17 protein-coding genes and 4 pseudogenes are annotated in these 25808 nt (G+C 57.3%); 12 read left to right on the top strand and 9 right to left on the bottom strand.

The window, feature by feature from the left end; translation table 11 throughout:
- Nucleotides 1-1973 precede the first annotated feature (1973 nt).
- Nucleotides 1974-3686: a MobH family relaxase gene (gene mobH, locus K5E40_RS23565; protein WP_221732863.1), complete on the top strand. Its 1713-nt coding sequence runs from the start codon at nucleotides 1974-1976 to the stop codon at nucleotides 3684-3686.
- Between the two features lie 1126 nt (nucleotides 3687-4812).
- Nucleotides 4813-5112, top strand: a pseudogene (locus K5E40_RS23555) (transposase domain-containing protein); the annotation flags it as partial.
- Here K5E40_RS23555 and K5E40_RS23550 read toward each other — a convergent pair.
- Nucleotides 5109-6023 carry a LysR substrate-binding domain-containing protein gene (locus K5E40_RS23550; RefSeq protein ID WP_221732916.1) on the bottom strand — a complete coding sequence of 305 codons (915 nt, stop codon included), beginning with the start codon at nucleotides 6021-6023 and terminating at the stop codon, nucleotides 5109-5111. The pseudogene K5E40_RS23555 and the gene K5E40_RS23550 sit on opposite strands and share 4 nt — an antisense overlap.
- 91 nt (nucleotides 6024-6114) lie before the next feature.
- Between K5E40_RS23550 and K5E40_RS23545 the strand changes: the two genes are divergently transcribed.
- Nucleotides 6115-7086, top strand: coding sequence for a DMT family transporter (locus K5E40_RS23545; RefSeq protein ID WP_221732862.1), 972 nt, complete (start codon nucleotides 6115-6117; stop codon nucleotides 7084-7086).
- Nucleotides 7087-7218: 132 nt separating this feature from the next.
- Here K5E40_RS23545 and K5E40_RS23540 read toward each other — a convergent pair whose 3' ends face one another.
- From K5E40_RS23540 to K5E40_RS23515, 6 genes and pseudogenes are all read right to left on the bottom strand, one after another.
- Entirely contained in the window at nucleotides 7219-8196 is a 978-nt protein-coding gene (locus K5E40_RS23540; protein ID WP_221732861.1) for an IS5 family transposase, read from the bottom strand.
- 373 nt (nucleotides 8197-8569) lie between these two features.
- Nucleotides 8570-8845 (bottom strand): annotated as a pseudogene (locus tag K5E40_RS23535) (electron transfer flavoprotein subunit beta/FixA family protein); the annotation flags it as partial.
- Nucleotides 8846-8905: 60 nt separating this feature from the next.
- Entirely contained in the window at nucleotides 8906-10144 is a 1239-nt protein-coding gene (locus K5E40_RS23530; RefSeq protein WP_221732860.1) for a CaiB/BaiF CoA-transferase family protein, read from the bottom strand.
- A 25-nt stretch (nucleotides 10145-10169) separates the two neighbouring features.
- Complete coding sequence (locus tag K5E40_RS23525; protein WP_010562416.1) at nucleotides 10170-11372, bottom strand: 3-oxoadipyl-CoA thiolase; 1203 nt, start codon at nucleotides 11370-11372, stop codon at nucleotides 10170-10172.
- Between the two features lie 27 nt (nucleotides 11373-11399).
- Nucleotides 11400-12929: a 3-hydroxyacyl-CoA dehydrogenase gene (locus K5E40_RS23520; RefSeq protein WP_221732859.1), complete on the bottom strand. Its 1530-nt coding sequence runs from the start codon at nucleotides 12927-12929 to the stop codon at nucleotides 11400-11402.
- Between the two features lie 3 nt (nucleotides 12930-12932).
- Nucleotides 12933-13718 (bottom strand): enoyl-CoA hydratase, encoded by a 786-nt coding sequence (locus tag K5E40_RS23515; protein WP_221732858.1) that lies wholly within the window; start codon nucleotides 13716-13718, stop codon nucleotides 12933-12935.
- Between the two features lie 236 nt (nucleotides 13719-13954).
- Between K5E40_RS23515 and K5E40_RS23510 the strand changes: the two genes are divergently transcribed.
- The 3 genes from K5E40_RS23510 to K5E40_RS23500 all read left to right on the top strand — a co-directional run bounded on the left by K5E40_RS23510 (nucleotide 13955) and on the right by K5E40_RS23500 (nucleotide 17372).
- Nucleotides 13955-14821, top strand: a complete 867-nt coding sequence (locus tag K5E40_RS23510; protein ID WP_010562413.1) for an IclR family transcriptional regulator — start codon at nucleotides 13955-13957, stop codon at nucleotides 14819-14821.
- Nucleotides 14822-14878: 57 nt separating this feature from the next.
- The gene (locus K5E40_RS23505; protein WP_010562412.1) at nucleotides 14879-16033 is read left to right on the top strand and encodes an acyl-CoA dehydrogenase family protein; all 1155 of its coding nucleotides are present in this window, start codon (nucleotides 14879-14881) and stop codon (nucleotides 16031-16033) included.
- Nucleotides 16034-16097: 64 nt separating this feature from the next.
- Nucleotides 16098-17372 carry an MFS transporter gene (locus tag K5E40_RS23500; protein ID WP_010562411.1) on the top strand — a complete coding sequence of 425 codons (1275 nt, stop codon included), beginning with the start codon at nucleotides 16098-16100 and terminating at the stop codon, nucleotides 17370-17372.
- 107 nt (nucleotides 17373-17479) lie between these two features.
- Here K5E40_RS23500 and K5E40_RS23495 read toward each other — a convergent pair whose 3' ends face one another.
- Entirely contained in the window at nucleotides 17480-18406 is a 927-nt protein-coding gene (locus K5E40_RS23495) for a LysR family transcriptional regulator (protein WP_010562410.1), read from the bottom strand.
- 181 nt (nucleotides 18407-18587) lie between these two features.
- Here K5E40_RS23495 and K5E40_RS23490 point away from each other — a divergent pair, with 181 nt between their 5' ends.
- The 6 genes and pseudogenes from K5E40_RS23490 (at nucleotide 18588) to K5E40_RS35140 (ending at nucleotide 24713) form a co-directional block, all read left to right on the top strand.
- Nucleotides 18588-19274 carry a CoA transferase subunit A gene (locus tag K5E40_RS23490; protein ID WP_010562409.1) on the top strand — a complete coding sequence of 229 codons (687 nt, stop codon included), beginning with the start codon at nucleotides 18588-18590 and terminating at the stop codon, nucleotides 19272-19274.
- A complete protein-coding gene (locus K5E40_RS23485) occupies nucleotides 19271-19933 on the top strand; it encodes a 3-oxoacid CoA-transferase subunit B (protein ID WP_010562408.1) in 663 nt (220 codons plus the stop codon). The genes K5E40_RS23490 and K5E40_RS23485 overlap by 4 nt, the downstream gene beginning before the upstream one ends.
- Nucleotides 19934-19969: 36 nt before the next feature.
- A complete protein-coding gene (locus tag K5E40_RS23480; RefSeq protein WP_221732857.1) occupies nucleotides 19970-20947 on the top strand; it encodes a nitronate monooxygenase family protein in 978 nt (325 codons plus the stop codon).
- A gap of 103 nt (nucleotides 20948-21050) precedes the next feature.
- Nucleotides 21051-22240: pseudogene (locus K5E40_RS23475) on the top strand (MFS transporter).
- 652 nt (nucleotides 22241-22892) lie between these two features.
- A pseudogene (locus K5E40_RS23470) lies at nucleotides 22893-23866 on the top strand (FUSC family protein).
- A gap of 277 nt (nucleotides 23867-24143) precedes the next feature.
- Nucleotides 24144-24713, top strand: coding sequence for a phage integrase central domain-containing protein (locus tag K5E40_RS35140; protein WP_231998119.1), 570 nt, complete (start codon nucleotides 24144-24146; stop codon nucleotides 24711-24713).
- Nucleotides 24714-24952: 239 nt separating this feature from the next.
- Here the strand turns inward: K5E40_RS35140 and istB are convergent, their stop codons facing one another.
- The gene (gene istB / locus K5E40_RS23460; protein ID WP_034000379.1) at nucleotides 24953-25708 is read right to left on the bottom strand and encodes an IS21-like element ISPre4 family helper ATPase IstB; all 756 of its coding nucleotides are present in this window, start codon (nucleotides 25706-25708) and stop codon (nucleotides 24953-24955) included.
- Nucleotides 25709-25808 lie beyond the last annotated feature (100 nt).

Raw genomic sequence — 25808 nt, 5'->3', positions numbered from 1 at the left:
GACGCTGTAGCTGGCCTTGATCACCTGCCCGACGACCGCATCCAGATGGTCGATAAAACTGTTGATCCAACGGCCCATATCTCCGGTCTCGTCGTTGGCCATACGCGTGGTGTCGAGGCGCTGACGCAGATTGCCCTCGCCTTCAGCGATGGTCCTGATCACACCGGTCATTTCATTTAGGCGCGCAGCCAACCGCTTCGGGCCAAAAGTGCTGAACAGGACCGCAGCCGCCAGCATGCTCAAAGTCTCGCAAGCATCGATCAGGCTCTGCCCCAGACCACTGTAGTGCTGGACCAGGAAATTGCAGGCGAACAAACCAACCATGGTTGCCAGGTAAGGTTTCATCAACCCGTAACTCAGCGAGCGCCGTCGATAGACTTCTTCCAGATCGGCTTCGCACATCATGCCCCAGCGGTCAGGCGAACCGGGCAGTTGGAAAGTAACGCCCTTGCCGACGACCGGAATGTGCCGGTAGTCCGAGTAGCCGGGATAGGTGACGAACAGATTGGAGCCGGTGCGAATGGTTTCTCGTACACCAGGGTGCAGTTGTTGGGTCGCCGGGTCAGTAAAGCGCAGCTCCAGTTCGGTGTGGCGCTGAATCTGCACACTCTTCCAGGGGGTACGTACGCCGCTCTTGAGGTTCTCCCCGTGAGTGAACGTACCGTCCTCGAAGCGTGAGCGGGACAGTGCGACACCAGGTTGGATCGCCGGGTCAAAGCGAGACTGAACCATGAACAGGTAGTTATCCCCCGACTCGGCAAAAATATGCCCGGCCTCACGCTGGATCAGGTCACCCAAGACATCGTTCGGCACGCGGCCGCAGAGACAGCCAAGTACTTTGCCGTCAGCCTTCAGGGGCTGGTAGAACATCAGCGTGACCTCATCGTGAAAACGCGATGATGAGGGACCAAGTTGCAAGGTCAGAGGGTCACTGTAGGGCCCGTGGAGAAACGGTGCTTTCAAACCTTCGGCCAGTGCTTTGGCGTTGCAGGGGCTGCTTTTGCCATGGCCACTCCAGGTCGAGGCGATGACTGCGCCACCGGTATCGACGACAAAGAGTTCGGAAAAGTCCTCGGCCTGGCCAAGCTTGTCCAGCAACAGATGATTGTCGAGATGGGAGAAGTCGCGGTTAAGGGTTACGGCCAGTTCAGCCAAGTGTTCCCACTGCTCCCGAGTCCAGTTGTGCAGCAATTTGACGCGGGTTTCGGCAATAGCCTCGAATGTCTGCTCAATCACCGGGTAGGCAGACCGATTGAGTCGGCAGGACCAGTTCATTGCCAGTTTTCCGGTCTTGCCAAACCAGGGTAACCAATGCTTTTCGGCGGAGGATAACTGCATGGAATTGCTTGATAGCGACATTCACTTCCCCAAGTACGACAGACGAATGCCGAAACTGCACGCAAATACCACGCCAATTCGAAAGCTTGCTATCCATCGCCAATGCTTAAGAACTTAGACTCAGAGTTGGCTTGCGGAGGATCTTCCAAAGTGAAGGTTGTCGGCGCTAGGTAGAAGCTCAGAGCGGCAGAAGGTTATTGAGCGAACTATCCGATCGGAACATCCGTGTTTCAAAAAAGTGCACGTTGCGATACACGCTCACTAACAGGGCGGAATACGGCTACCCAATACGCTGATAGCGCGATTGGTTCACTGCCCCCAGTCTCAATCAGATCGTTGATTTGAGCGCCCCACTGCTGGGAACCGGTGCCACCTCGCCGATCATTCTTAGTCGGCGACATGACGCTGGATCATTGCCTGCACCTGATCAGCGAAATCATGGCTCAGCATCTACCGGCTCCCTCCAAGCTTCGCTGCAAAATGGTACTTGGAGAAAATCGGTATTCCGATTGCCGCACAAAGGGACACACGCCAAAAGGACGGGTAAGGGTTGGAAGGGAATGGGGACTCAAGGGTAAGAGCTCTATCCGAAAAGGCTAAAAGGCCACTGACCCAGCGACTTCTCGGAGGTCACGATGCTCAGTCTGTTTCGCCACAAAAGGCAGAAGCCCCCTCCGCCACCGACCGTCAACGTCGCCGAAGGTTACCTACCCGTTGAGTCGGCCCACAGCTTGTTAGCGGCGGAGCACCGCCGTCAGTTGCTTGATCGGATTTGGCAGCACACCGCCCTCTCCCACGCGCAGTTCAGCCAGCTCTATTTAAATCCGATCCATCGTTACGCCGAACAGGTCCAGCAACTCCCGGCCAGCGAGACACACCACCATGCGTATCTCGGCGGCATGCTCGACCATGGCCTGGAGCTGGTCGCTTGCAGTTTGAAACTGCGTCAGTCGTATCTGCTTCCCACCGGCGCCGCACCCGAAGACCAAGCCGCTCAGACCGATGCCTGGTCGGCTGGCATCGCCTATGGCGCCCTGCTGCATGACATCGGCAAGATCGCCGTGGACCTGCAGGTCGAGCGTCGGGATGGCCATCTTTGGCATCCTTGGCACGGCCCCCTGGATCAGCCCTACCGTTTTCGCTATGTCAAAGGTCGCGACTATCACCTGCACGGCGCCGCTGCAGGTTTGCTCTACACCCAGATTCTCGACCGTCCGATCCTCGATTGGCTCAGTGGTTTTCCGGCGCTGTGGGCCAGCCTACTGTATGTCCTGGCCGGTCAGTACGAACGGGCCGGCGTGCTCGGTGAATTGGTGATTCAAGCCGACCGCGTCTCCACCGCGCAGAACATCGGTGGCAACCCGAACAAGGCACTGCAGGCCCCGACGCATTCGCTGCAACATCACTTGATCAGCGGACTGCGTCATCTGGTTCAACACCAGTTGAAACTCAACCAGCCAGGTGCCGCGGGTTGGTTGACTCAAGATGCTCTGTGGCTCGTCAGCAAGACCGTCACCGACAAGCTGCGAGCCTATCTACTGTCGCAATCAATTGAGGGCATTCCCTCCTCCAACATCGCGGTGTTCGACGAGCTGCAATCCCATGGACTGGTCGAGTCGACTCCGGAAGGCAAAGCCATCTGGAGCGCACTGGTGGCACAGGGCGATTGGCGGCAGAGTTTCACTTTTCTCCGGCTTCAACCGGCGTTGATCTGGGGCAACGAAGACCGCCCCGCGCTTTTCAGCGGAACGGTAAGCGTGGCCGTCGAGGACCAGTCGACTAACAAACCGGCATCACCAGTATCGTCCGAGGTTGTCAGCCCAAGCTCGACTCAAAGTCCATCGCAACCCGATCCACTGGCGATGGAGGATGCCGACTACCTCGGTACGTTGCTGGACATGTTCGAATCGGTGGAGCCCGAAATCAATGAGGCACCGCCAGAGCCCTCTATCGAAAGCTCAGGTCCCCCAGGTCAGGTTTTCCTGGACTGGGTCAAGGAAGGCATCCTGAGCCACCATCTGATCATCAACGACAGCAAGGCTAAGGTGCACACCGTGAGCGGTTTGGTGTTTCTGGTAACACCTGGCCTCTTCCAACGCTACGTTCAAGAGTTCCCTGGTATTTCACAGGGGGCCGATCAAGAAACTGAAGAGTGGCGTTGGGTGCAGAAGCAGTTCGAGAAATTGAAGATCCATAGGAAGCGTGACGACGGTCTGAACATCTGGGCCTGCCAAGTCCGAGGTCCCAGGAAGAAAACCATCTTAAAGGGGTATCTGATCGAGGAATCGAAGCTGCTTTTCGAGCCGATCCCCCCCGACAATCCTTTTCTTAAAATCTCAGAGCCTTAAATTTCCGTAACTGTACGCCCCTGCTCGGCGAGCAATTCAGCCAATGAAAGGATTTGCCTGAAATGGTGCATCCATAGGCTAACTCGCACTCCTTACCTCTCGCCTAAGCCACTGACCCACGACGCGAACAGGCTCGTGACGTCGGCGCTTCAGCTCATCCCGAATAGCCAGCAGCGTCGCACGCATTCGCTTCTTGACCGTCAGTCGCAGTATTTGAAACCCACCGCTTCTGTTGGTGCTACAGCAGTGTGTGAAGCCCAGGAAATCGAACGTCTCCGGTTTACCTAACGGGCGCAGTCTAACGTCGGCTTTGGGTATGAAAACCCGCCGTGACGGCGTTGCCCGATAGGCTCCACTGTGGAGCCTTGCGTGCAGATTGGTCACCCGCTGGAGAAGACCTTCTTCATATTCTCGCCACGACATGCCGTCCTAGCCCACCGCCGCATCGCGGCGAAGCGCATAAAAGCTCTGCGCCAGTAATTGCGGTGTGATGTGGTGCAGCAATGCCGTGAACTGCATGCCCTTTTCCCTTCGGGCTGCTTCACGTACACCTTCAAGCCCCATCGACGCGCAACTGATCCGGCTCTGTGCCCGGGGGACGTGTCGGTGTTTCCCTTGGCTACGTCCCTTTCCTCCACCATCTCCGCAGGGCTCGGCCCTTTGTTCGACGGCTTCTCAGGTACTACGGACGTATCCGACTTCTCAGCGACGTAGACAGTAGGGTTACGGATTTTGGCCTTTCCTACTCCGCCCGGTGCTTGCGCACCGGGCATCGCTGAGATCTCCCAGTTTCTGTGCAAAGGACGTCCCGACGTGCACAGGGTCTCCGACCGCGCGGGATCAGAGCATGACTGGCGTATAACGCCATGCTCCGTATTGCCTTCTGCTTCGGATAACAGCATCGGCATCCCGAATTCCTGATTACGCAGCTCAATGGCTGGCCCATCGGCTTCCCCTGTCAACGCTTCACCCTGCACCTCGCGGTGCAACATGCATGACTCGGGGTCTGATCGATTCGCCATTTCTTACCAGTATCGAACTTTCATCGACTATCCTCCGCCAGCTTTAACTGGCGCACTAACCGTCCGGCCAACACGCCTTCCTGAACCCGACGCCAAAGGCGATGGTGGATGACTGCGTCGTGCCTATCGATAATAACCACATCGAGCAGCAGATCCAGCCATGGGCTCTTGGACGCAAAGATTGGCTCTTTGCAGTATCGTTGCGCAGCGGCAAACGTGCGGCGGCGCTGATGAGCCTGATCCAGTCGGCCAAGCTCAATGGGCATGACCCGCATGCTTATCTGAAAGACGTTCTGGCGCGGCTACCGACGCAGCGAGCGAGTGAGATCGCCGAGTTGCTACCGCATAGGTGGCAACCAGTAGTCGAATTGGTCGAGTTTCGATCAGAGATCTCGTGCGCCTAATCTATCGCTTCTAACAGTTCAAACCTGAGCCACTCTATCAGCGAGTTGGTTTCTCTTCGCTCGGTAATAACAGGGCGTTTAAAAACAGATATCGCTTGCGGTAAAAACACGCTTTCAGCGCAAGGCTTTGTCAAGTCTCCGCTTTCAACCAATCTCCCGGCAGTTCGAGCCCAGCCGAGTGCAATACCATGTCCTTCCACTGCGGCTTGAAGCATCATCGGGTAACTGTCGAAATGACGATTTTTGGTGCGGCCATCCAGAACGATGCAGAACTCGGCTAGCCAACTGTCCCACTCCATCAAATGAGGAGGCGTAGCCCGGTGGTGCAAGAGCGTATGGTGTACCAAATCTGTGACTTTCAATGCGTCCTCTTGTTTACTGAGATAATCGGGACTGCACACGGGGAACACTTCGTCAGAAGCCGTGAATAACAGGTGATTTAATCCGCTTGCTCGACCAGTGCTCTGGAGAGCAACGTCGAAATGACCGCCGAATTCCGTCAACGGTTGGGTAGTGGTAACGACTTGAATCTCAATATCCGGATGGCGTTGGTGGAAGCGAGAAAGGCGCGGCATCAGCCAGTAGAACGCTTCACAAAGCTGGGAGAGCAATACGACCTGATGCCGACGGGCCGAGCCTCGCAAGCCCTCAGCGACTGAGCTTATTTGGTTTAACGCGGCATTCACGACAAGCCCAAGCTGCCGTCCTTCTGGCGTTAAAAAGACCGCACGGTTGCGCCTGTCGAAGAGTGCTACACCAAGATCCTCCTCAAGCCCTCGTATCTGTCGGCTTACTGCTGCCTGAGTGATATGGAGTTCGTCAGCAGCTCGTGAAAAGCTTTCCAGGCGGGCGGCCGCTTCAAAAGGCAACAAGCTAGCGAGTGGAGGAAGTGACTTACCGAGTAAATGCATAACCATGGCTTATGCATTGAGGGCTGATAACTCGTTTGTAGCATACATTCGGAAACGTTCAAAATTGCGATTACCAACCTTGGAGTCGCCTATGAACACATCAGCTCACACTTTTGTCCTCGGCATATTTTTTGCGATATTTGCAACATTATGCTGGGGTTCGAATTTCATCGTTCCGTATGTCACTGGGAACTACAGCATATTTGACTTTCTGGCAGTCAAATTCATGATCGTTGGAGTAGTCGGTATTATTTGGATGATCGTCGACCGCACAAACGTTCGAGGGCTGACACTTCCTATGCGGGCGATGGCGTTGGCACTGGGAGCCATAGGCTATCTAGGATACAGCGTCTGCATTGCATGCGGTGTCAAGATAAGCGGCCCCGTCCTGACGCCTGCATTCATCGCGGTGGTGCCTGCGCTGCTGGCTTTGCTTGGAAATGCGCAAAGCAAGATATTGGCGTGGCGAAAATTGGCATTGCCTTTGTGCATGCTGATATTCGGCCTGCTGCTCATCAATGTTATGGCTAATGAAACCTCGCTCGCCTCACAAGGCACAGCCGTGTTCGGGGTGCTTTTTTCTGTTTGTGCCGTGGCGTTTTGGTTAGCGTTCAGTGTGCTGAACCAGAAAGGTCTCAGCAAAATCTCAGTACACTCAACAAGCGCGTGGACAGGACTCATGATGGTAGGGAGCGCGCTGGGTATGCTTCTGCTTATGCCCTTGGGATACGCGTTTAACCTTTTTGAAATGCCTTCTCGAGGCGCTAGCTTTGCCAACGCTGGAGGCCTTTATGTGTGGGCATTTCTAATTGCAATTTTGTCGTCCGTATTGGGGGCATGGGCGTGGAACAAAGCGTCTCGGTATTTACCCATGGTACTTTCGGGGCAACTAATTGCTCTCGAATCTCTTTTCGCGACCCTATTTGGATTGCTTTTTGAACAACGTTTACCAACGCTGTATGAAGCCCTAGGTATTACGGCAGTGTTAACAGGCGCAATGCTGGCCATCCGAATGCTCTTCGCATCCCACGAAATGGGGCGAGATAACCTAAGGAAGGTCTGAAATAGGCAGACGTTTTTTACTGCCCCGCTACTTGAGGCTCAAAAAATGTCGATTCAAGCGAAAATCAGACCTTTTCCTCTCTCAATTCCCCTTTTTCTGCATATGAGCGCTTTTCAGCGCCCATTGTCCGCATCACAGGCGCACCTCGCCTGCATTCAACAGCCGTTTTCGCATCATCCACAGGTTCGACAAGGCAAACAGTGTGGTCTGCTGCGCAGTGTTTTTAACCAAGCCTCGGAAGCGGACTTTCGTATAACCAAACTGGCGCTTGATTACCCGGAATGGATGCTCAACCTTGGCGCGCAACTGAGCCTTGGCGTATTCGATTTTGCGACGCATGCGCCCGATCAGGGTCTTCTTTGCATGCTTTTTATAGCTGCTGGGCCGCGCAGCAATCGACCAGATCATTTGGCGATCTTGATGCTCGGGGCGCTTTTCGCCGCCGGTGTAACCGGCATCGCCAGAGACGTAGGTTTCTTCTCCGTGCAGTAACTGATCGACCTGGGTTACGTCCGCCAAATTCGCCGCCGTGCCCACCAGGCTGTGCACCAAACCGGATTCGGCATCGACACCGATGTGCGATTTCATACCAAAAAAGTACTGATTCCCTTTCTTGGTTTGATGCATTTCAGGGTCGCGTTTGCCGTCTTTGTTCTTGGTCGAACTCGGCGCATGAATGATCGTCGCATCGACCACGGTGCCTTGGCGCAGTAACAAACCACGGTCGCCCAAATAGCCATTGATGACCTGCAAAATCCCCCTGGCCAGTTCATGTTTTTCGAGCAATCTGCGGAAGTTGAGGATCGTGGTTTCGTCTGGAATCCGATCCAGATGCAGCCCCGGGAACTGGCGCAGAATCGTCGTTTCATAGAGTGATTCTTCCATCGCCGGGTCGCTGTAGCCGAACCAGTTTTGCATCAGATGAACCCGTAACATCGCCATCAACGGATAGGCTGGACGACCACCTTCGCCCTTCGGATAGTGCGGCTCGATCAGTTTGACCAAGCCATTCCAGGGCACAACCTGATCCATCTCGATCAGGAAGCGTTCACGGCGGGTTTGTTTGCGTTTGCCAGCGTATTCGGCGTCAGCGAAGGACATCTGCTTCATCGGGGCTCAACCGTTCAGTTCTTGGGACTGGGGTATTTCACCAAATTTGGAAGTCTTTTTCAGAGTTTCCTTAACGCATACTGTCATCCAGCGCCTTGAGGAGCTGGGGCCGGAGCATGTATTCCAGGCCGCCAGGCCTTGCAAGACTGCCGAAATCTGCTGGGAAGCCGCCCGGAATATCGAGCTGCCCAGGCTTACCCGACGCACACCGGCCGGAGGGCAATGGGTCGATGCTCATGCTCGCGACCGGCAGCACGTCAGCGGATTGCTCAGCCGGGCCTGAACTGCCTGCACATCCTCCAGAGTCTTGAGCCCCGGCGCGAACAGGCTATCGGCTCCGGCCTGCTGGTAAGCCAGCAGGCTGGTTTATCACTTCGTCCAGAGAGTACTCATCGGCACCCAGCAGGTAGTCGGTGCGCAGCTGCTCTTGAGCGGTGGACGGGCCGACGGAGACGACGACGATTTCAGTCGCAACGAGCCCTTCTTTTATAGAAAGTTCTTTCAAGCGTACGGCTTCTTCCACTGCGATTTCGCAGAACGGGTCCATCGACATCTTGACATTGGCAAGATCGACGCCGGAATTGTCCGCCTTGACGCGAACTGTCACGTTGTAGTCGACCACCCGTTTGATGGCTACGAGGACTTTCATGACAGGCTCCAATGGTGAAAACTGACCCGACAGTTCAGGTGGCTTGCGAGGTCATGCATATCAGCGTTCGCCAAGTTGCTCGATGACGCCGCGTGCCTTCAACTCGGACAGGCGTTCATCGTCCAGGCCCAACTGACGCTTGAGAACTTCATCCGTATGTTCACCCAGCATCGGTGCCGGGCGCAGATACTCCACCGGCGTGCCCGACAACTTGATGGGGCTGCCCACCGTCACGAAATCTGCCTTCAGCGGATGGGGGATGTTCACCAGCAAATTGCGCGCTTTCACCTGCGGCTCATCCAGTGCCTGGGCAATGCTGTTGATCACCCCTATCGGCACGCCCTGCGGGTGAATACGTCGCACCCATTCATCGGCGGTGGCGCCGAGAAAATGCTGCGCAAGAATCTCGATGACTGCCTCCCGATTCGTCACTCTGTCCGCATTGCGCGCAAAGCGAGGGTCTAAAGGAAGGTCCGTCAGACCGATAGCCTCGCAGAGTCCAACGAACTGGGAGTCGTTACCGCAGGCGATAACGAAATCCTGATCACTGGCGCGGAATACCTGATACGGGACGATGTTGGCGTGCGCATTACCGTAGCGGCCTGGGGCTTTACCGGAAGCCAGGTAGTTCTGACTCTGGTTGCACAGTGTGGCGACCTGAACGTCGAGCAGCGCCATATCGATGTATTGACCCTCGCCGCTTTTCTCGCGGCTGAGCAATGCAGCCTGAATGGCGACCGTCGAGTAGAGCCCTGTCATCAGGTCGGAGAACGCCACGCCAACTTTCTGCGGCCCGCCACCGGGTAGGTCATCACGTTCCCCGGTGATGCTCATCAGCCCGCCGATGCCTTGGATGATGAAGTCATAACCCGGCTCTGCAGCTCGCGGCCCGGTCTGCCCGAAGCCAGTCACCGAGCAATACACCAACCGCGGATTGAGCTGAGACAAGGAGGCATAATCCAGTCCGTATTTCGCTAAAGACCCCGCCTTGTAGTTTTCGATCAGCACATCACAGTCGGTGGCCAACGCGCGTACCAGCTCCTGGCCTTCGGCGCTCGCCAGGTTCAGCGCCACCGATAACTTGCCACGGTTGGTCGATTGGTAATAGGAGGCTTCACGTGTGGTCTCATCGTTTTGACCCTTCATCCATGGCGGCCCCCAACCACGGGTATCGTCACCCGCACCCGGTCGTTCAACCTTGATGACTTCGGCTCCCAGGTCGGCCAGGGTCTGGCCACACCAAGGACCGGCCAGCACACGGCTCAAGTCGAGCACGCGGTATCCAGTCAAAGCACCCATTTCATACCACCTTTTTTGCGCGCATTCAGACGCGCTCGATAACCATCGCCAGCCCTTGGCCGACGCCGATACATAGACTGACCACCGCGTAACGTTTGCCACTTAGCTGCAACGCCCGTGCGGTGCTCAGTGCCAATCGCGCACCCGAAGCGCCCAGCGGATGCCCTACGGCAATGGCACCGCCATGGGGGTTCACGCGAGGATCGTCGAAAGCAAGGCCAAGTCCTTTAAGACAGCCCAGAACCTGACTGGCAAAAGCTTCATTGATTTCGATGATGTCCATATCCGCCAAGCTCAGTCCGGCTCGCGCCAACGCCTTATGAATCGCCTCTACCGGACCGACGCCCATGATGCGAGGCGCCACACCAACGGCCGCTGCAGACAGGATTCGCACCATAGGTACCAGCCCATGGCGTTCGCCAGCGGCAGAGGAGCCAATCAGCAAAGCAGCGGCACCATCATTCACACCAGAAGCGTTGCCCGCAGTCACCACGCCGCCTTCGAGCAAAGGCTGCAAGCGAGTCAGTGCCGCGAAATCCGATTGCGGACGCGGGTGTTCGTCCTGTTCAATCACGTTGGGCGGAGTCTTTCGGCCGGTGGGTACGCTCACCGCAAGTAGTTCGTCAGCGAAGAAGCCAGCCTTGCGCGCTGCTTCGTACCGCGCTTGCGAGCCTGCGGCAAAAATATCGGCCTGTGTTCGGTCGATACCGTACTCATGGGCCACGTTGTCTCCCGTCTGAGGCATGCTGTCATTGCCAAATTCGGAGACGATTTTCGGGTTGGGAAAGCGCGCGCCGATGGTACTGTCGAAGACCGTCAAATCACGGCTGTAGGCGGCTTCAGCCTTGGCCATGACAAAGGGGGCGCGAGACATGCTTTCCACCCCGCCAGCGATGAAAAGTTCGCCTTCCTTGCAGGTCACCGCGCGGGCTGCGTCGATCACGGCGGCCAGACCACTGGCACACAATCGATTGACTGTCTGCCCCGGCACCGTCACTGGCAAACCGGCGAGCAGCGCCGCGTGGCGGGCGATATTGCGACTGTCCTCACCTGCCTGGTTGGTATTGCCGAGGATCACGTCCTCGATAGCGTCACCAGGGATGGCATATCGCGCAAGCAGTTCTCGAATCACATGAGCCGCAAGATCATCGGGGCGCACCGGTGCGAGTGCACCACCGTGACGACCGAAGGGAGTACGCAGCCCTGCGAAGATGTAGGCGTCGAGCATAAAAGTATCCTAGGCGTTAAGGTCAGGTCAGGTCAGTGTCGGCTCGGTGTGGCACAGCGATAGGCCGAGGGTCGCGCGTCGACGCAGCCAAGGGCTCGGCCGGTAACGCGGATCGCCGGTCAGTTCGGTCATGCGCTCCAGGATGGTCAGCAGGCGTTTGCTGCCAACGCTGTTACCCCAGGCCAACGGCCCCTTTGGATAACCCAGCCCTCGGCGAACACCTTCATCCAGGTCATCAACGCTGGCGATGCGCTGTTGGACGATATCGCCGGCCAGGTTGACGATCATGGCCAGCACACGCTGAGCGACGAAGCCGACACTGTCGTTGATCACGCTGACTCCGACGCCATCGCGAGCGAACACTGCATGTGCGGCATTTCGCATGTCGACTCGGGTGGCCGGGTTTAGCATCAACGTGCGGTAGCGAGCGCTGTCGAGCAGCGGGTCGATGCATACCGTGCGCGTCGGGTCGGTGGCAAAGCGTACCGCAGCGCTGGTGGCATCCAGGCCATAGGGCGCCAGCAGGCAGAGTGCTTCGCTGGACGGCGTGGCGTCCTGCTCTACCTGCGCGCCCAACTGCTCCAGCAACGCCATCAGGCTGACACGATCGGTCTCGTTCTCGGCCCCCAGCCACACCGGCGGTAGGGTCTCCATGATCGGCACTGCCTGCGCCGGGGGCGCATCGACCATTTGGCCATTGGCATACCGGTAAAAGCCTCGCCCGACCTTACGCCCGACGTATCCGGCCTCAAGCATCTGCCGAGTCAATGCGGCCGGGCGATAGCGAGGCTCCTGGTAAAACTGGTTATAGATCGACTCGATCACCGGGTGCGAGACATCCAGGGCCGTCAGGTCGAACAGCTCCAGCGGGCCCATGCGAAACCCCAGGCCTTCGCGCAGGATGCGGTCGATTTCGGCAGGCTCGGCCACGCCTTCCTTGAGTATTTGCAGGGCTTCGGTGCTATAGGCGCGTCCCGCATGGTTGATGATGAACCCCGGCGTATCCTTGGCCCGAATACCCCGGTGGCCCATGCGCGCCGCCAACGCCTGCAGGCGATCACCGACTAGCGGATCACTGGCCAGGCCGTCGATGACTTCGACGACTTTCATCAGTGGTACCGGGTTAAAGAAATGGAACCCCGCGACACGCTCAGGACGACGACACTCCCGGGCGATGCTGGTCACGGACAGCGACGAGGTATTGGTGGCCAGAATGCAATCGTCAGCGACGACAGCTTCAAGCTGGGCGAGCAACGCCTGCTTGGCATCGAGGCGCTCAATAATGGCTTCGACGACCAGGTCGACCTCCTTGAGCTCGGTCAACGCGGTCGCTACCTGCAGGCGATCAAGTGTGGCCTGTGCATCTGCGCCGAGGATCTTGCCCCTGCTCGCCAGCTTGCCCAACGTCTGTTCAAGGTTATCGCGAGCAGCCTGGGCGGCGCCTTCGCGGTTATCGAACAACAGCACCTGGATACCGGCCTGGGCTGCAATCTGGGCAATGCCGGTGCCCATGATGCCAGCCCCTACCACAGCCATACGGTTTATCTCGCATGTCATGCTTCACTCTCCCGAGAAGGTGGCTCTGCGTTTTTCAAGGAAGGCATTGGCGCCCTCTTTCTGGTCTCTGGAATCGAACAGCAACTGAAACGCCTTGCGCTCCAACGCCAGGGCGCTGTCCAGGGGCAAGTCAGCGCCGAGCAGCAGCACCTCCTTGATCTGCGCCACAGCCAGCGGCGGCAAGGCGGCTATTTCAGCGGCCAGCTCGAGGGCGCGCGGCACTGTGCGCTCGTCACTCACCACCTCGCTGACCATACCCATGGCCAGCGCTTCGGGGGCCGGGACCAGACATCCCGTGAGGGCGATACGCATCGCCTGGAATTTGCCGACGGCGCGAATCAACCGCTGGGTGCCACCGGCGCCCGGCATCAGGCCCAACTTGACCTCCGGCTGGCCAAAGCGTGCCGACTGCCCTGCAACGATGATGTCGCAGTGCATCGCCAGTTCGCAGCCGCCGCCCAGGGCAAAACCGTTCACCGCGGCGATCACAGGTTTAGGGCAACGAGAAATGGCCTCCCACAGGTACTCCGTGTGGCGGCGATACATCTCGATAGGGCTGGCCTCGGCGAACTCACGGATATCGGCACCGGCGACAAAGCACTGTTCACCACCGGTGAGAACGATCGCACGCACCCGTTCATTGCCAGCCAGGACGCGAAAGATTTCTGCCAACTGTTCGCGCACGGCGCTATTGAGCGCGTTCTTGACCTCGGGCCGCTGGATCCGTACGACAGCGACGGCGTCATCGCGAATGTGCAGAGTCACTACAGCGTTGGGCTGGGAGTCCATATCTACCTCTTATTATGTTTCGCCATACGAAACTGAATACCGTAATCATGATCAATCATAGAGACGCTTATAAATCCCTGTAAACCGGTAAACTGATAAATCTTGTTTAATCCTTTAAATACAAGGTTTTACTAGATAACTATAAATGGGTTGGTTTTTTTTAAAGCAGCGAATACAATTTCGCTAGACGAAACTGTATTTTATTTTCTTGCATTTCTCGAAAGCGAGGTTCTACCATGGGTCGCAACAAGGCAGATCACCAGGCCGTGGACCAGTCGAAAGGAACGGATGAAATCGGCTTGCTGAAGATGGGCATGCTCGATCCCGCCAGCGCGCTGAGCGATGACGAAAGCACTGGCCAGTTCGTGACGGCGTTGGCCCGCGGGCTTGAGCTGATGCGCTGTTTCACGCCGCGGGACAATGTGCTCGGCAATCAGGACCTGGCGCGGATGACCGGGCTGCCCAAACCGACCGTGACGCGGCTGACCAATACGCTGATGCGGCTGGGCTGCCTCAAGCGTGAAGTACATTCAGGCAAGTATCAGCTGGACGTCGGCGTATTGGGTTTCGGTTACGCCATGTTGTCGAACCTGGCGATTCGCACAGTGGCCCATCCGTTGATGGAGGATTTGGCCAATCACGCTCAGGCGGCCGTCGCGATGGCCGCCCGCGATCGACTGCAGATGGTGTACCTGGATGTGGTCCAGGGTCAGGGCAACATGACCATGCGCCGGCAGATCGGCAGCTACTTGCCGCTGGCACAGAGTTCGGTGGGCCGGGCGTGCCTGGCGGCGATGCCGGAAACCGAGCGGGAATTTCTGCTCGACCACATTCGCCAGCGTGAAACGGAGCAATGGCCAGCCATCCGCAAGGGCCTGGACAGAGCGTTCAGGGATTACGCCGACTACGGCTTCTGCCTGTCAGTCGGTGAGTGGCACCGCGACGTCAACTCCGTCGCAGTGCCGTTGCTGCACCCGCAGTACGGGTTGCTGACCTTCAACTGCGGTGGACCGAGCTTTCAGCTACCCCGTGAGCAGCTCGTGGACGATATCGGGCCTCGCCTGATCAACATGGTCAATAACATTGGCGCCGCTGCTCGCTGACGCACGGAGTAACGGCGCCCTAAAAAACCGGCTCGCTTGCGAGCCTTGGGAGCGCACATGATCCGTGATACCGAAACCCTGCAGATACTGCTGGATTCCCTTCGTCAGTTCGTCAGCGAAGTACTGATTCCCCGTGAGAACGAGGTGGCCGAGACCGACAACATCCCGGACGACATCGTCGTGCACTTGCAAGAGATGGGGCTGTTCGGCCTGACCCTGCCGGAAGAGTTCGGCGGCATGGGCGTGACCATGGAAGAAGAGGTCAAGATCGCCTTCGAACTGGGGCGTACCTCCCCGGCCTTTCGTTCTTACATCGGGACCAACAACGGCATCGGCTCTATCGGCATTCTGCTCGATGGCAGCCCGGAGCAGAAAGCCAGGTACCTGCCCAAGCTGGCCAGCGGCGAGCTGCTCAGTGCCTTCTGCCTGACCGAACCTGACTCAGGGTCTGATGCCGCCTCGCTCAAAACCACGGCCGTGCGTGACGGCGACAGCTATACCCTCAACGGCACCAAGCGCTTCATCACCAATGCGCCCCACGCCAACATCTTCACCGTGATGGCGCGCACCAATCCGAACATCAAGGGTGCCGGTGGCATCAGTGCGTTCATCGTCGAGCGTGACACGGTCGGGATTTCCCTGGGTAAACCCGATCACAAGATGGGCCACAAAGGCGCTCACACCTGCGACGTGATCTTTGAAAATGCCCGCGTTCCCGCCAGCCAACTGATCGGTGGCGTTGAAGGCGTGGGTTTTAAAACCGCCATGAAAGTCCTGGATAAAGGTCGCCTGCATATTGCCGCCCTGAGCGTCGGCGCCGCCGAGCGCATGTTGGCCGATTCACTGCAATATGCGATTGAGCGCAAACAATTCGGCAAGCCGATTGCCGAGTTCCAGCTGATCCAGGCGATGCTTGCCGACAGCAAGGCGGAAATCTATGCAGCCCGCTGCATGGTCCTGGATGCCGCACGCCAGCGTGACGACGGACTTAACGTCAGCACGCAAGCCTCCTGCGCCAAGATGTTCGCCACTGAAATGTGCGGACGGGTTGCCGACCGTTGCGTGCAGATCCACGGTGGCGCCGGTTACGTCAGCGAATACGCGATCGAGCGCTTCTATCGGGACGTCCGTCTGTTCCGCATCTACGAGGGTACCACTCAGATCCAGCAGATCGTCATCGCCCGCAACATGATTCGCGACGCACAAGGCTGACCCCTCAAACCTTCAAATACGCGTTAAAGCCCCCCCTTCCCTATAAATACAATAAGGAAACGTTATGGAAGCTTCTGCTCATGTCGGCGCAAGTGCGCAGGCCAAGACAAACACTTGGGTGCTGGTATTTATCTTCTGCTTTCTAGGACTTTTGATCGACGGTGCCGATCTGATGTTTCTTTCCTACAGCCTCAGTAGCTTGAAAGCCGAATTCGGTCTGAGCAACATAGAGGCCGGCAGCCTGGGAAGCTTTACCCTGGCTGGAATGGCGATCGGGGGCATTTACGGTGGCTGGGCCTGCGATCGTTTCGGTCGAGTGAAAACGGTAGTCTGGAGTATCATACTTTTTTCAGTTGGCACGGCAGTGCTCGGCATGACGCATAACTATTGGCAATTCGCGATCACCCGTTTTGTGGCCTCGCTAGGGATCGGTGCACTGTATGTGGCTTGCAATACGCTGATGTCTGAATACGTACCCACTCGCTACCGCACAACTGTACTCGGCACGCTGCAAGCAGGTTGGTCAGTAGGTTATATCGTTGCGACGCTACTGGCGGGCTGGATCCTACCGATCCATGGCTGGCGCTGGCTATTCTACATTGCCATTATCCCGGTGATTTTGGCCGTAGTGATGCAACGCTTTGTCCCAGAACCACAAGCGTGGATCAACGCTCAGGCTGAGCGTGCCAAGCAAAAAATCGATGGCATCACGAAAGTAGCGAGCAAAAAAAGCGATAGTAAGTACAAACTTATTTTTAGCGACCCACAGGCTCGCCGCATGTTCATTTTTTGGGCTTTGACTGCTGGTTTTCTACAATTCGGCTATTACGGTGTCAACAATTGGATGCCAACCTACCTGGAAAGCGAACTGGGCATGAACCTCAAGTCCATGACGGCCTACATGGTTGGTACCTACACCGCCATGATCCTCGGTAAAATACTCGCAGGTCTGGCGGCTGACCGTCTTGGGCGCCGCGCCGTCTTCGCCTTTGGAGCATTGGGAACGGCACTCTTCCTGCCGGTGATCGTGTTATTTCAAAGCCCGGAAAATATCCTGTGGATGCTGGTGGTATTTGGCTTCTTGTACGGTATTCCATACGGTGTAAACGCCACGTACATGACTGAAAGTTTCGAGGCAAAATTCCGAGGATCTGCTGTAGGCGGTGCTTACAATATCGGGCGCCTGGGCGCAGCGATTGCTCCGGCAGCAATTGGATTTCTCGCCTCTCACGGCTCGATTGGCTTGGGTTTTCTGGTCATGGGCGCAGCCTATTTTATCTGCGGCGTGATCCCGGCGTTGTTTATCAGAGATAAGCAGTTCGACCCGCAAAAGCAATAGCGCTTTGTAATTCCGGGAGGCCTAGCGGTTCGCCGCCTCGCCTCTTTGCCTCGTGGCGGTGGAAACCTACGCGGCCTGGCACCATTGACTCACTCTGACGCCATCGGTTACCTGCTAATGCTGACGCTCGCTATGGACGTACTGCGGGCCCAGTCGCGTGCCATCTTGGTGAATAACTGGACGGCTGGTGACTGATTATTGCGGGCATGGATCATCGACAATGCCGTCGTCACATCACACCCTTCAATGCACCGAAACACCACGTCGGGCGGCATGAAAGTACGCGTCGATGCGGGCACGATTGCAACGCCAAAACCGGCCGCCACCATGCTGATCACGATCGACATCTGCGACGAAATGACTTCGACCCGCGGAACAAAGCCCGCAGCAGCGCAAGCCTTCATCGTTGTGTCATAGAAACCGATACCTTCCTTGCGGTGCACGCTGATGAGCGTGTCATCCTGCAAATCTTCCAGGCGCACGCGAGCCATTGCGGCGCAGCGATGATTGCTGCGCAGTGCCACCATCAACGGTTCGCGCAATACATCAAACAACGCCACCCCCTCGGGCAATGCAATGGGTGGACGAATAAACCCAACATCACACAGCCCCTTGGTCACAGCATCGATCTGTTCCTCCATATCCATCTGGTGCAGGACCAACTCGACGTGGGGCCTTTGCTGTCGATACAGGTACACGATACCGGGCAATGCACCTGACAACGCGGCCGAGGCGAGATAGGCGATCACCACCCGACCTGACCGGCCTTGAGCCACCTCTACGATGGCCGAATTGGCAGCATCGGCCTGACGTAGCATGGCAACCGCCTGGGCATAGAACACCTTGCCGACTTCCGTCAACTCCAAATGGCGTCGGCTACGCGACAATAGGCTGGCGCCCACGCGCTCTTCCAGTGCGCGCACTTGTTGGCTAAGTGCTGGTTGCGAAATGCCGCAGCGCTCGGCGGCCTTGGCGTAGTGCAACTCTTCGGCCAGCGCCAAAAAATAGCGGTAGTGGCGTAATTCAATTTCCATCACAAATAACCCATTTATCAACGGCTCTATAGACAGCCATTCCACCTAATTGTGATCCAGGTCGATACTGCCAGACATCATAAGACTAGCTTATAGAATCAAAACTTACGGTTGATTGATGTTATCAACTGCATTCCTGAAGATGAAGTCCTGCAAAGCGACGTGTTCAGGAGGCAATGCTGTGATTAACAAATATGTGGAGTCCCACACCGCAGCCATAGAGAACCTCAAAGATGGTTGTTGCGTGATGATCGGCGGCTTTGGCAGCGCTGGTTTGCCGACAGGGCTGCTTGAAGCAGTGCTCGACCAAGGTGCTCGGGATCTGGTGGTGATCTCGAATAACGCTGGCTACGACCGTGAAGGGGTGGCGATGCTGATCGCTGCCGGCCTTGTACGCAAGCTGATTTGCTCCTACCCCTTGACTGCGGGTGCGACTGTCTTCCGCAACGCCTACCGCGACAAGAAGATTGAATTGGAGCTGGTTCCGCAAGGCACCCTCGCGGAGCGGATACGTTGCGGGGGAGCCGGCCTCGGAGGCTTTCTAAGTCCAATCGGCATCGGAACCATGTTGGCCGACGGAAAAACCATTCACCGTGTCGGCGACGAAGACTACTTGATTGAGTTGCCCCTGCGAGCCGACTTCGCACTGCTGCGCGCGCGAGCGGCTGACCGTTACGGCAACTTGATCTATCACCTGACAGGCCGGAACTTCAATCCCCTCATGGCGACCGCCGCCGATCTGGTGGCCGTGGAGGTGGACGAGTTCTTGGAATTGGGGACAGTTGACCCGCAAGCCGTGGTCACACCCGGCATTTTCATCGACCGTGTTGTATTGGCCAATAAATCGGCAACTCAGGAGTACTTATGAACCCCGTTCTCAACCTTGAAAACGGGGTGACGCCGTGGACCCGTGAGCAGATCGCCGCACATGCCGCACAACACATACCGGATGGCGCCTACGTCAACCTGGGAATCGGTTTACCCACACTGGTCGGCAACCTGATGGCACCTGAGCGTGAAATTTTCCTCCACAGTGAAAATGGCATCTTGCATTTCGGCGCTCGCCCACCCGCTAACGAGGCCGACCCTTGCCTGATCAACGCCAGCAAGCAGCCCATTTCACTGCTGCCAGGCTCGGCCATTTTCGACTCGGCACTCAGTTTCGCAATGATGCGCGGCGGTCATCTTGATCTAGCGATTCTAGGCGCTTACGAAGTTGCTGAAAACGGTGATCTGGCTAATTGGACCCGGCTTGATCCTGGGACGCCTCCGGCCGTTGGCGGGGCCATGGAACTCGCCTTTGGCGCCAAGCAGGTATGGGTATTGATGGAGCACACCACCCAGGGTCGCCCTCGTCTATTGCGACGTTGCAACTTACCACTGACAGCTGCGGGTGTTGTGACGCGTATCTACACCAATTTGGCCGTGCTGGACGTCACCCAAGCCGGCCTACAAGTCAAGGCCATGGCGCCCGGCGTCACGTTCGACTACCTGCAGAGCCGTACCGAAGCCAACCTGCTGGCCTGACACCCACTACCACACGACGCTTAATCAGGAGACCTCATGTTATCAACCAACTTCACCCGAACCTTCGGGGTCATGCACCCCATCATCCAGGGCGGCATGCAATGGATTGCCCGCGCCGAGCTGGTGGCCGCCGTTGCCAACAGTGGCGCTCTGGGTTTTCTCAGCGCTCTGACGCAGCCCAGCCCAGATGATCTGCATGCGGAGATCGAGCGCTGTCGCCAGATGACGACTCAGCCGTTTGGCGTCAACCTGACCTTCCTGCCGGCGATCCGGCCGATCCCCTACGACGAGTACATCGACGTCATCATCCGCAGCGGCATCAAGATTGTCGAAACTGCAGGCAACAATCCGGTCGCCTATATGGACCGCTTCAAGACAGCCGGGATCAAGGTCATCCATAAATGCACATCGGTGCGGCACGCGCTCAAGGCCGAGCAGATCGGCGTCGATGCAGTCTCGATCGACGGCTTCGAGTGCGCCGGCCACCCGGGCGAGGATGACATTCCCGGCTTGGTACTCATCCCTCGTGCGGCCGACTCAATCAAAATCCCTCTGATCGCTTCGGGTGGTTTTGCCGACGCCCGCGGCCTGGTGGCAGCCCTGGCATTGGGCGCCGACGGCATCATCATGGGCACACGCTTCATGGCCACCCAAGAGGCGCCGGCTCACCCCGACATCAAGCGTCGTCTGGTCGAGGCTGACGAGCGCCAGACCGAGCTGGTTCTGCGCAGTTTCAATAATACTTGGCGCGTGCACAAAAATGCACTGACCGAACAGGTAATCAGTCTCGAAAAGCAGACGGGTACGCAGTTCCCGGATGTGGCGCCGTTGGTGGCCGGCACGCGTGGCCGCGCGGTCTACAGCAGCGGTGACTGGGACAACGGGGTATGGAGCGTCGGCATGGCCCAGGGTCTGGTTTACGACATCCCCACCGTCGAGCAATTGGTCTCGCGCATTGTCGGCGACGCGGGAGACTTGATTGCCAACCGGCTGGCTAGCCTGCGGACTGCCTGACCTTAGTCCGCCAGCCATCCTATTAAAACAATTAGAGGACGCAATCATGGCATTGGTAAAAGCCCAAATTGACACCTTAGCGCCTACGCAAGACAGGAAATAGATGCTGGTGTTCGGGTTTGCCTTTCTCGGTCTGATGGTCGATGGCGCCGACCTGATGTTTTTGTCGTACAGCCTGTCGAGCCTGACGAAAGAGTTCCAACTGACCAGTCTTGAAGCAGGCATGCTCGGCAGCATTACGCTGGTCGGAATGGCGATCGGTGGCATTTTCGGCGGTTGGGCTGCTGACCGCTATGGCCGGGTGCGGACTGTGGTCTGGACCATCGTCGTCTTCTCGGTCGGTACTGCCGCGCTCGGCATGACCCACAGCTACACCGAGTTTGCGGTATTCCACTTCATTGCTGCACTAGGCCTGGGTGCCGAATACGTGGTCTGCAACACGCTGCTGGCCGAGTATGTACCGACTAAGCGGCGCAGTACTGCCTTGTGCGCACTCCAGGAGACGTGGTGGCCACACTACTGAGCGGCTGGATCCTGCCGACCTACGGCTGGCGCTGGTTGTTCTACATCGCAATCATGCCAGTGTTAATGGCCGTAGTGATGCGCCGCGTTATTCCTGAACCACCTGCCTGGGTCGCTGGGCAGGCAAAAAGCGATGGTCAAAAGCACAGCGTCAGTCAGGAAAAACCTGAAAGCGCGATCAAGCTGATCTTCGGCAATCCGAAGCATCGCCGTATGTTCATTCTATGGTCGCTGACCGCCAGCTTTCTGCAGTTCGGCTACTACGGATCCAACAACTGGATGCCGACCTACCTGGAAAAAGAACTGCACATGAGCTTCAAGGCGATGACCCTCTACATGGTCGGCACCTATGTCGCCATGATCCTCGGCAAGGTGGTCGCCGGCTGGCTGGCCGACAAGTTCGGGCGGCGCGTGATGTACTCCTTCGGCGCGCTTGGCACTGCGCTGTTCCTGCCACTGATTGTGTTCTACCAATCGCCAGAAAACATTGCCTACCTGCTGATCTTCTTTGGCTTCCTGTACGGCATCCCTTATGGCGTGAACGCCACCTATATGACCGAGAGCTTCGAGACCAAGATTCGCGGCTCGGCCGTGGGCGGTGCCTACAACATTGGTCGCGTAGGTGCTGCGATTGCACCGGCCGGTATCGGCTATCTCGCCACCGGCGGCTCAATCGGCATGGGTTTCCTGGCGATGGGTGTTGCCTATCTGTTCTGCGGCCTGATCCCGGCGCTGTTCATTAAAGAGAAGCAATATGACCCGATGCACTGATGCCGGGCCCGCACGGCCCTCCTCTGACCAGCAACCTTCATCTTTAGCAGTCGGCCCCGTTCGAACCTGCGGAGAACACTCGATGAGCAATGCACAGATGCAATCGGCCAGCAACGCAGTCACTCTGGATCAATGCGGTAGTGTGCTAGTCGTCACGATGTCCGTGCGCAGCTTGACAGTTACATCCAGCAATCGGCGGCGACCTGCGCCGTAGCACTCAAAGGCGAAGTGAACGATGTTGCACTGCATCGGCTCTTTGCCAAGGCGATAAATCTGCATACCGCGCTGGAATACTCGGCGGCAGGCTCGACGGTCATGAAACACTCAATGGGCAGTTTTCAGGTCTGCACCGCAGCGACGTTTGCGCAATTGGCTGCGGCCCAGTCGCTGCAGGTAAAGCTTTCAAAAGCATCGCGAGTTGGCGGACTCGAACTGACGGGTGAATCGCAGGCATTGCTGGAAGCTATCGCCGTCAATCCATCAGCCATGCACATGGCTGTCGCATCACTGAACGAACGTGTCAAAGTGGCTTACTCGCGGGAAGCGCTCACCGTAGAACAGTTGCCCACGTCCAGGCTAATTTTGCTCGACCGGCTGAGCGTATTGCTCGAATCGCTACACCAGTCATTGGTACAATGGGAGTCGCTCGCTCATGGGAAGGCACGTGCGTTGCCATTGGCTTTTCACATCGATTCAGTCGCGCTGTACACAATGGTTTGCGAACGTTTCTTACCGTACTGCGGCAGCGTTGTTCTGCATTGTTACCGGCTGGTCGTCCGGTCCTGGTTTCGTGACGATCGTGAGTGTGATGTGCTCACTGTTTGCCACCCGGGCGGACCCCGTGGCGGGCGGTATCGGCTTCATGTCGGGCGCGGCTTGCGCGGCCGTCGCTGCGGCGCTGTGCAATTTCGTGCTGCTGCCTGCTGTATCCGACTTTGCCATGCTGGCGGTCATTACAGGCGGATTCATGTTTGCCGCAGGACTGGCAATGCGTCATCCACGTACCGCTGCGCCGGGGGCCAGTTTCGCGATTATTTTCTGGAGTCTGTCCCACCGCAAAACACATCGCAGATGTTCGACGCTGCCGGTTTCTTCAATGGTGTGCTGATACTGCTGCTCGGCATCGCATGCGGCACGTTGATTTTCGCCCTGATCTTCCCCTCCAACCTCCTTGCAACCCGATATCGGCTGCATCGCGCCGTCCGCAGGGATTTTAGGCGTATTGGCCGCCATCCGAACAGATGGTCTTTCAGGGGGTGGCAGACCCGGACCGCGGACCGTCTGGGCCGCCAACTAGCGACCGCCAACGGCGACATCGATACCCAGGCCGAACGTGAACTCCGAGGGCTCTTGGGCGCCTGGACGATAGGCTATGCCACCATTGCGTTACATTATCTCGCCGAAGATTTTCACCCGGTACGTCGGCCTGTGGTTGTCATCCTGGGGCGGCTCACCAACGCCGATTCATTGCGCCTGGCCACCGCAGCCCGTTCCAGTGCACGCAGTTTCACCTGGCAATCTCGTGGCGCCAATGAACGCAAACGCCAGGACCTGTTGCGCGCGGCAATTCTATCGTTATCCATTACCGAGGCAGCGACAGAACACGAAGATTTTCTGGGTGAGTGATCGCTTGAAGTATTGATATCACGTTTAGGCGCCGATCCTGCAAAAGGCCTGAAGGAGGCTCGACAAAAAAGCAGTGATAGATGTCGTTTACTGCGAGATGGCATTGACCCCTTACAAGCTCGTGACAACGAACGAGCTGTGCAACTCACTACTGAACAGCAACGAAAAAGCAAATCAATCAACTTCCAAGACGTGTCAGTCGATTAATTAGAGGCCCATCGTCCCGGCTGGGAAAACGTAAACCATTCTCAGCAATGGACAAACACACTGGCGACTTATGCCGCCCCCCATTATCGGTGACCTCGCAACAAACCAGATCACCACCGAGCATATTCTCGAAATTTTCAAACCCATCTGGGCCAGCAAAGCCGAAACTGCTAGCCGGGTACGCAATCGACTCGAATTGGTTCTCGATGCAGCTAAAGCACGCGGGTTGCGCGATGGTGAAAATCCAGCACGCTGGCGTGGACACCTGGACAAAGTGCTACCTTCAACATCCAAGACGAAACGGACTCAAAATCATCCCGCATTGCCCTACTTAGTGTTGTCTCGTTTTATGCGAGCGCTTGACCGTGTCGAAGGACAATCCGCTTGCGCACTCAAAATGACCATTCTCACGGCGTGTCGAACCAGCGAAGTCCTTGCCGCCCGCTGGAGTGAAATCGACTTGAAAGCCAAGCTATGGCTTATTCCCGCAGAGCGCATGAAAGCTGGCAAAACTCATACCGTCCCGTTCAGCGAAGCACTCGTAACATTGTTAAACGGGTGCCCCGATTCAACGATAGCTCGCTTCTATTTCCGGGTACACGCACGGGTAAGCCGATCATCAATATGGCCATGCTCATGACATTGCAACGCATGGATCAGAGGGATTTGGAAGATGGCGGTAAAGGTTGGCGTAACAACAATGACCGAATCATTACCGCGCATGGGTTTCGCAGCACATTCCGAGATTGGGCTGCGGATTCCACGACACTTGGACACTCAGCCCACGATCATTTGGACACTCGTTCCATGCTCACTTGGACACCTGATCCACGTCCACTTGGACAGGCAGTCGGAGCGCAGCGACGCAGGTTTGCATTGTTAGTCTGAAGTCTCTGTCGCCGTCAATTTCGTTGCGCGTCTGCGCATCGATTCGCCCTTCAGTTCGATCCGATAAGCGTTGTGCACCAGCCGGTCGAGGATCGCATCGCCCAAGGTCGGGTCGCCGATCAGCGCATGCCATTTGTCCACCGGCATCTGGCTGGTGACCAGCGTCGAGCGGTTGCCGTAGCGGTCGTCCAGCAGTTCAAGCATGTCGCGCCGCTGCGCAGCGGTAAACGGCGCCAAGCCCCAGTCGTCCAGGATCAGCAGGTCGGTCTTGGCATAGCCGGCCATGAGTTTGGCGAAACGGCCGTCGCCGTGAGCCAGGCCCAGCTCCTCCATCAAGCGCGGCAAGCGCAGGTAGCGCACGCTGTAACCGTCGCGGCAGGCCTTGTGAGCCAGCGCGCAGGCGAGCCAGGTTTTGCCTACGCCCGTTGGGCCGCCGATGATCAGGTTCAGGCCGTCGCGCAGCCATTGGCCGCTGCCCAGTTGCAGGATCAGGGACTTGTCCAGGCCGCGTGGGCTGCGGTAATCGATGTCTTCCAGGCAGGCGTTATGGCGCAGTCGTGCCAGTTTCAGGCGGCTGCTCAGACGCGTGTTTTCACGTTCGGTCAGCTCGCGGTCGACCATCAGGCCGAGGCGTTCGTCGAAGCTCAGATCATTGATATCGGGCGTGGCGTGTTGCTCGCTCAGCGCCTTGATCATGCCGTGCAGGCGCAGGGTTTGCAGCTTGTCGAGTGTCGGGTTGGGCAGCATTTTGGTGCTCCTTTTTCAGGTCAGTGGTAGTAGCCAGGGCCGCGCAGGTTGATGTGTTCGTCGGGCAGTAGCGGCAGGTTTTGCTGGGACAGCGGTAGCT

This window comes from Pseudomonas baetica (assembly GCF_019733355.1).
Lineage (GTDB): Bacteria > Pseudomonadota > Gammaproteobacteria > Pseudomonadales > Pseudomonadaceae > Aquipseudomonas > Aquipseudomonas baetica_A.
This window is presented reverse-complemented; position numbering and strand designations above follow the sequence as displayed.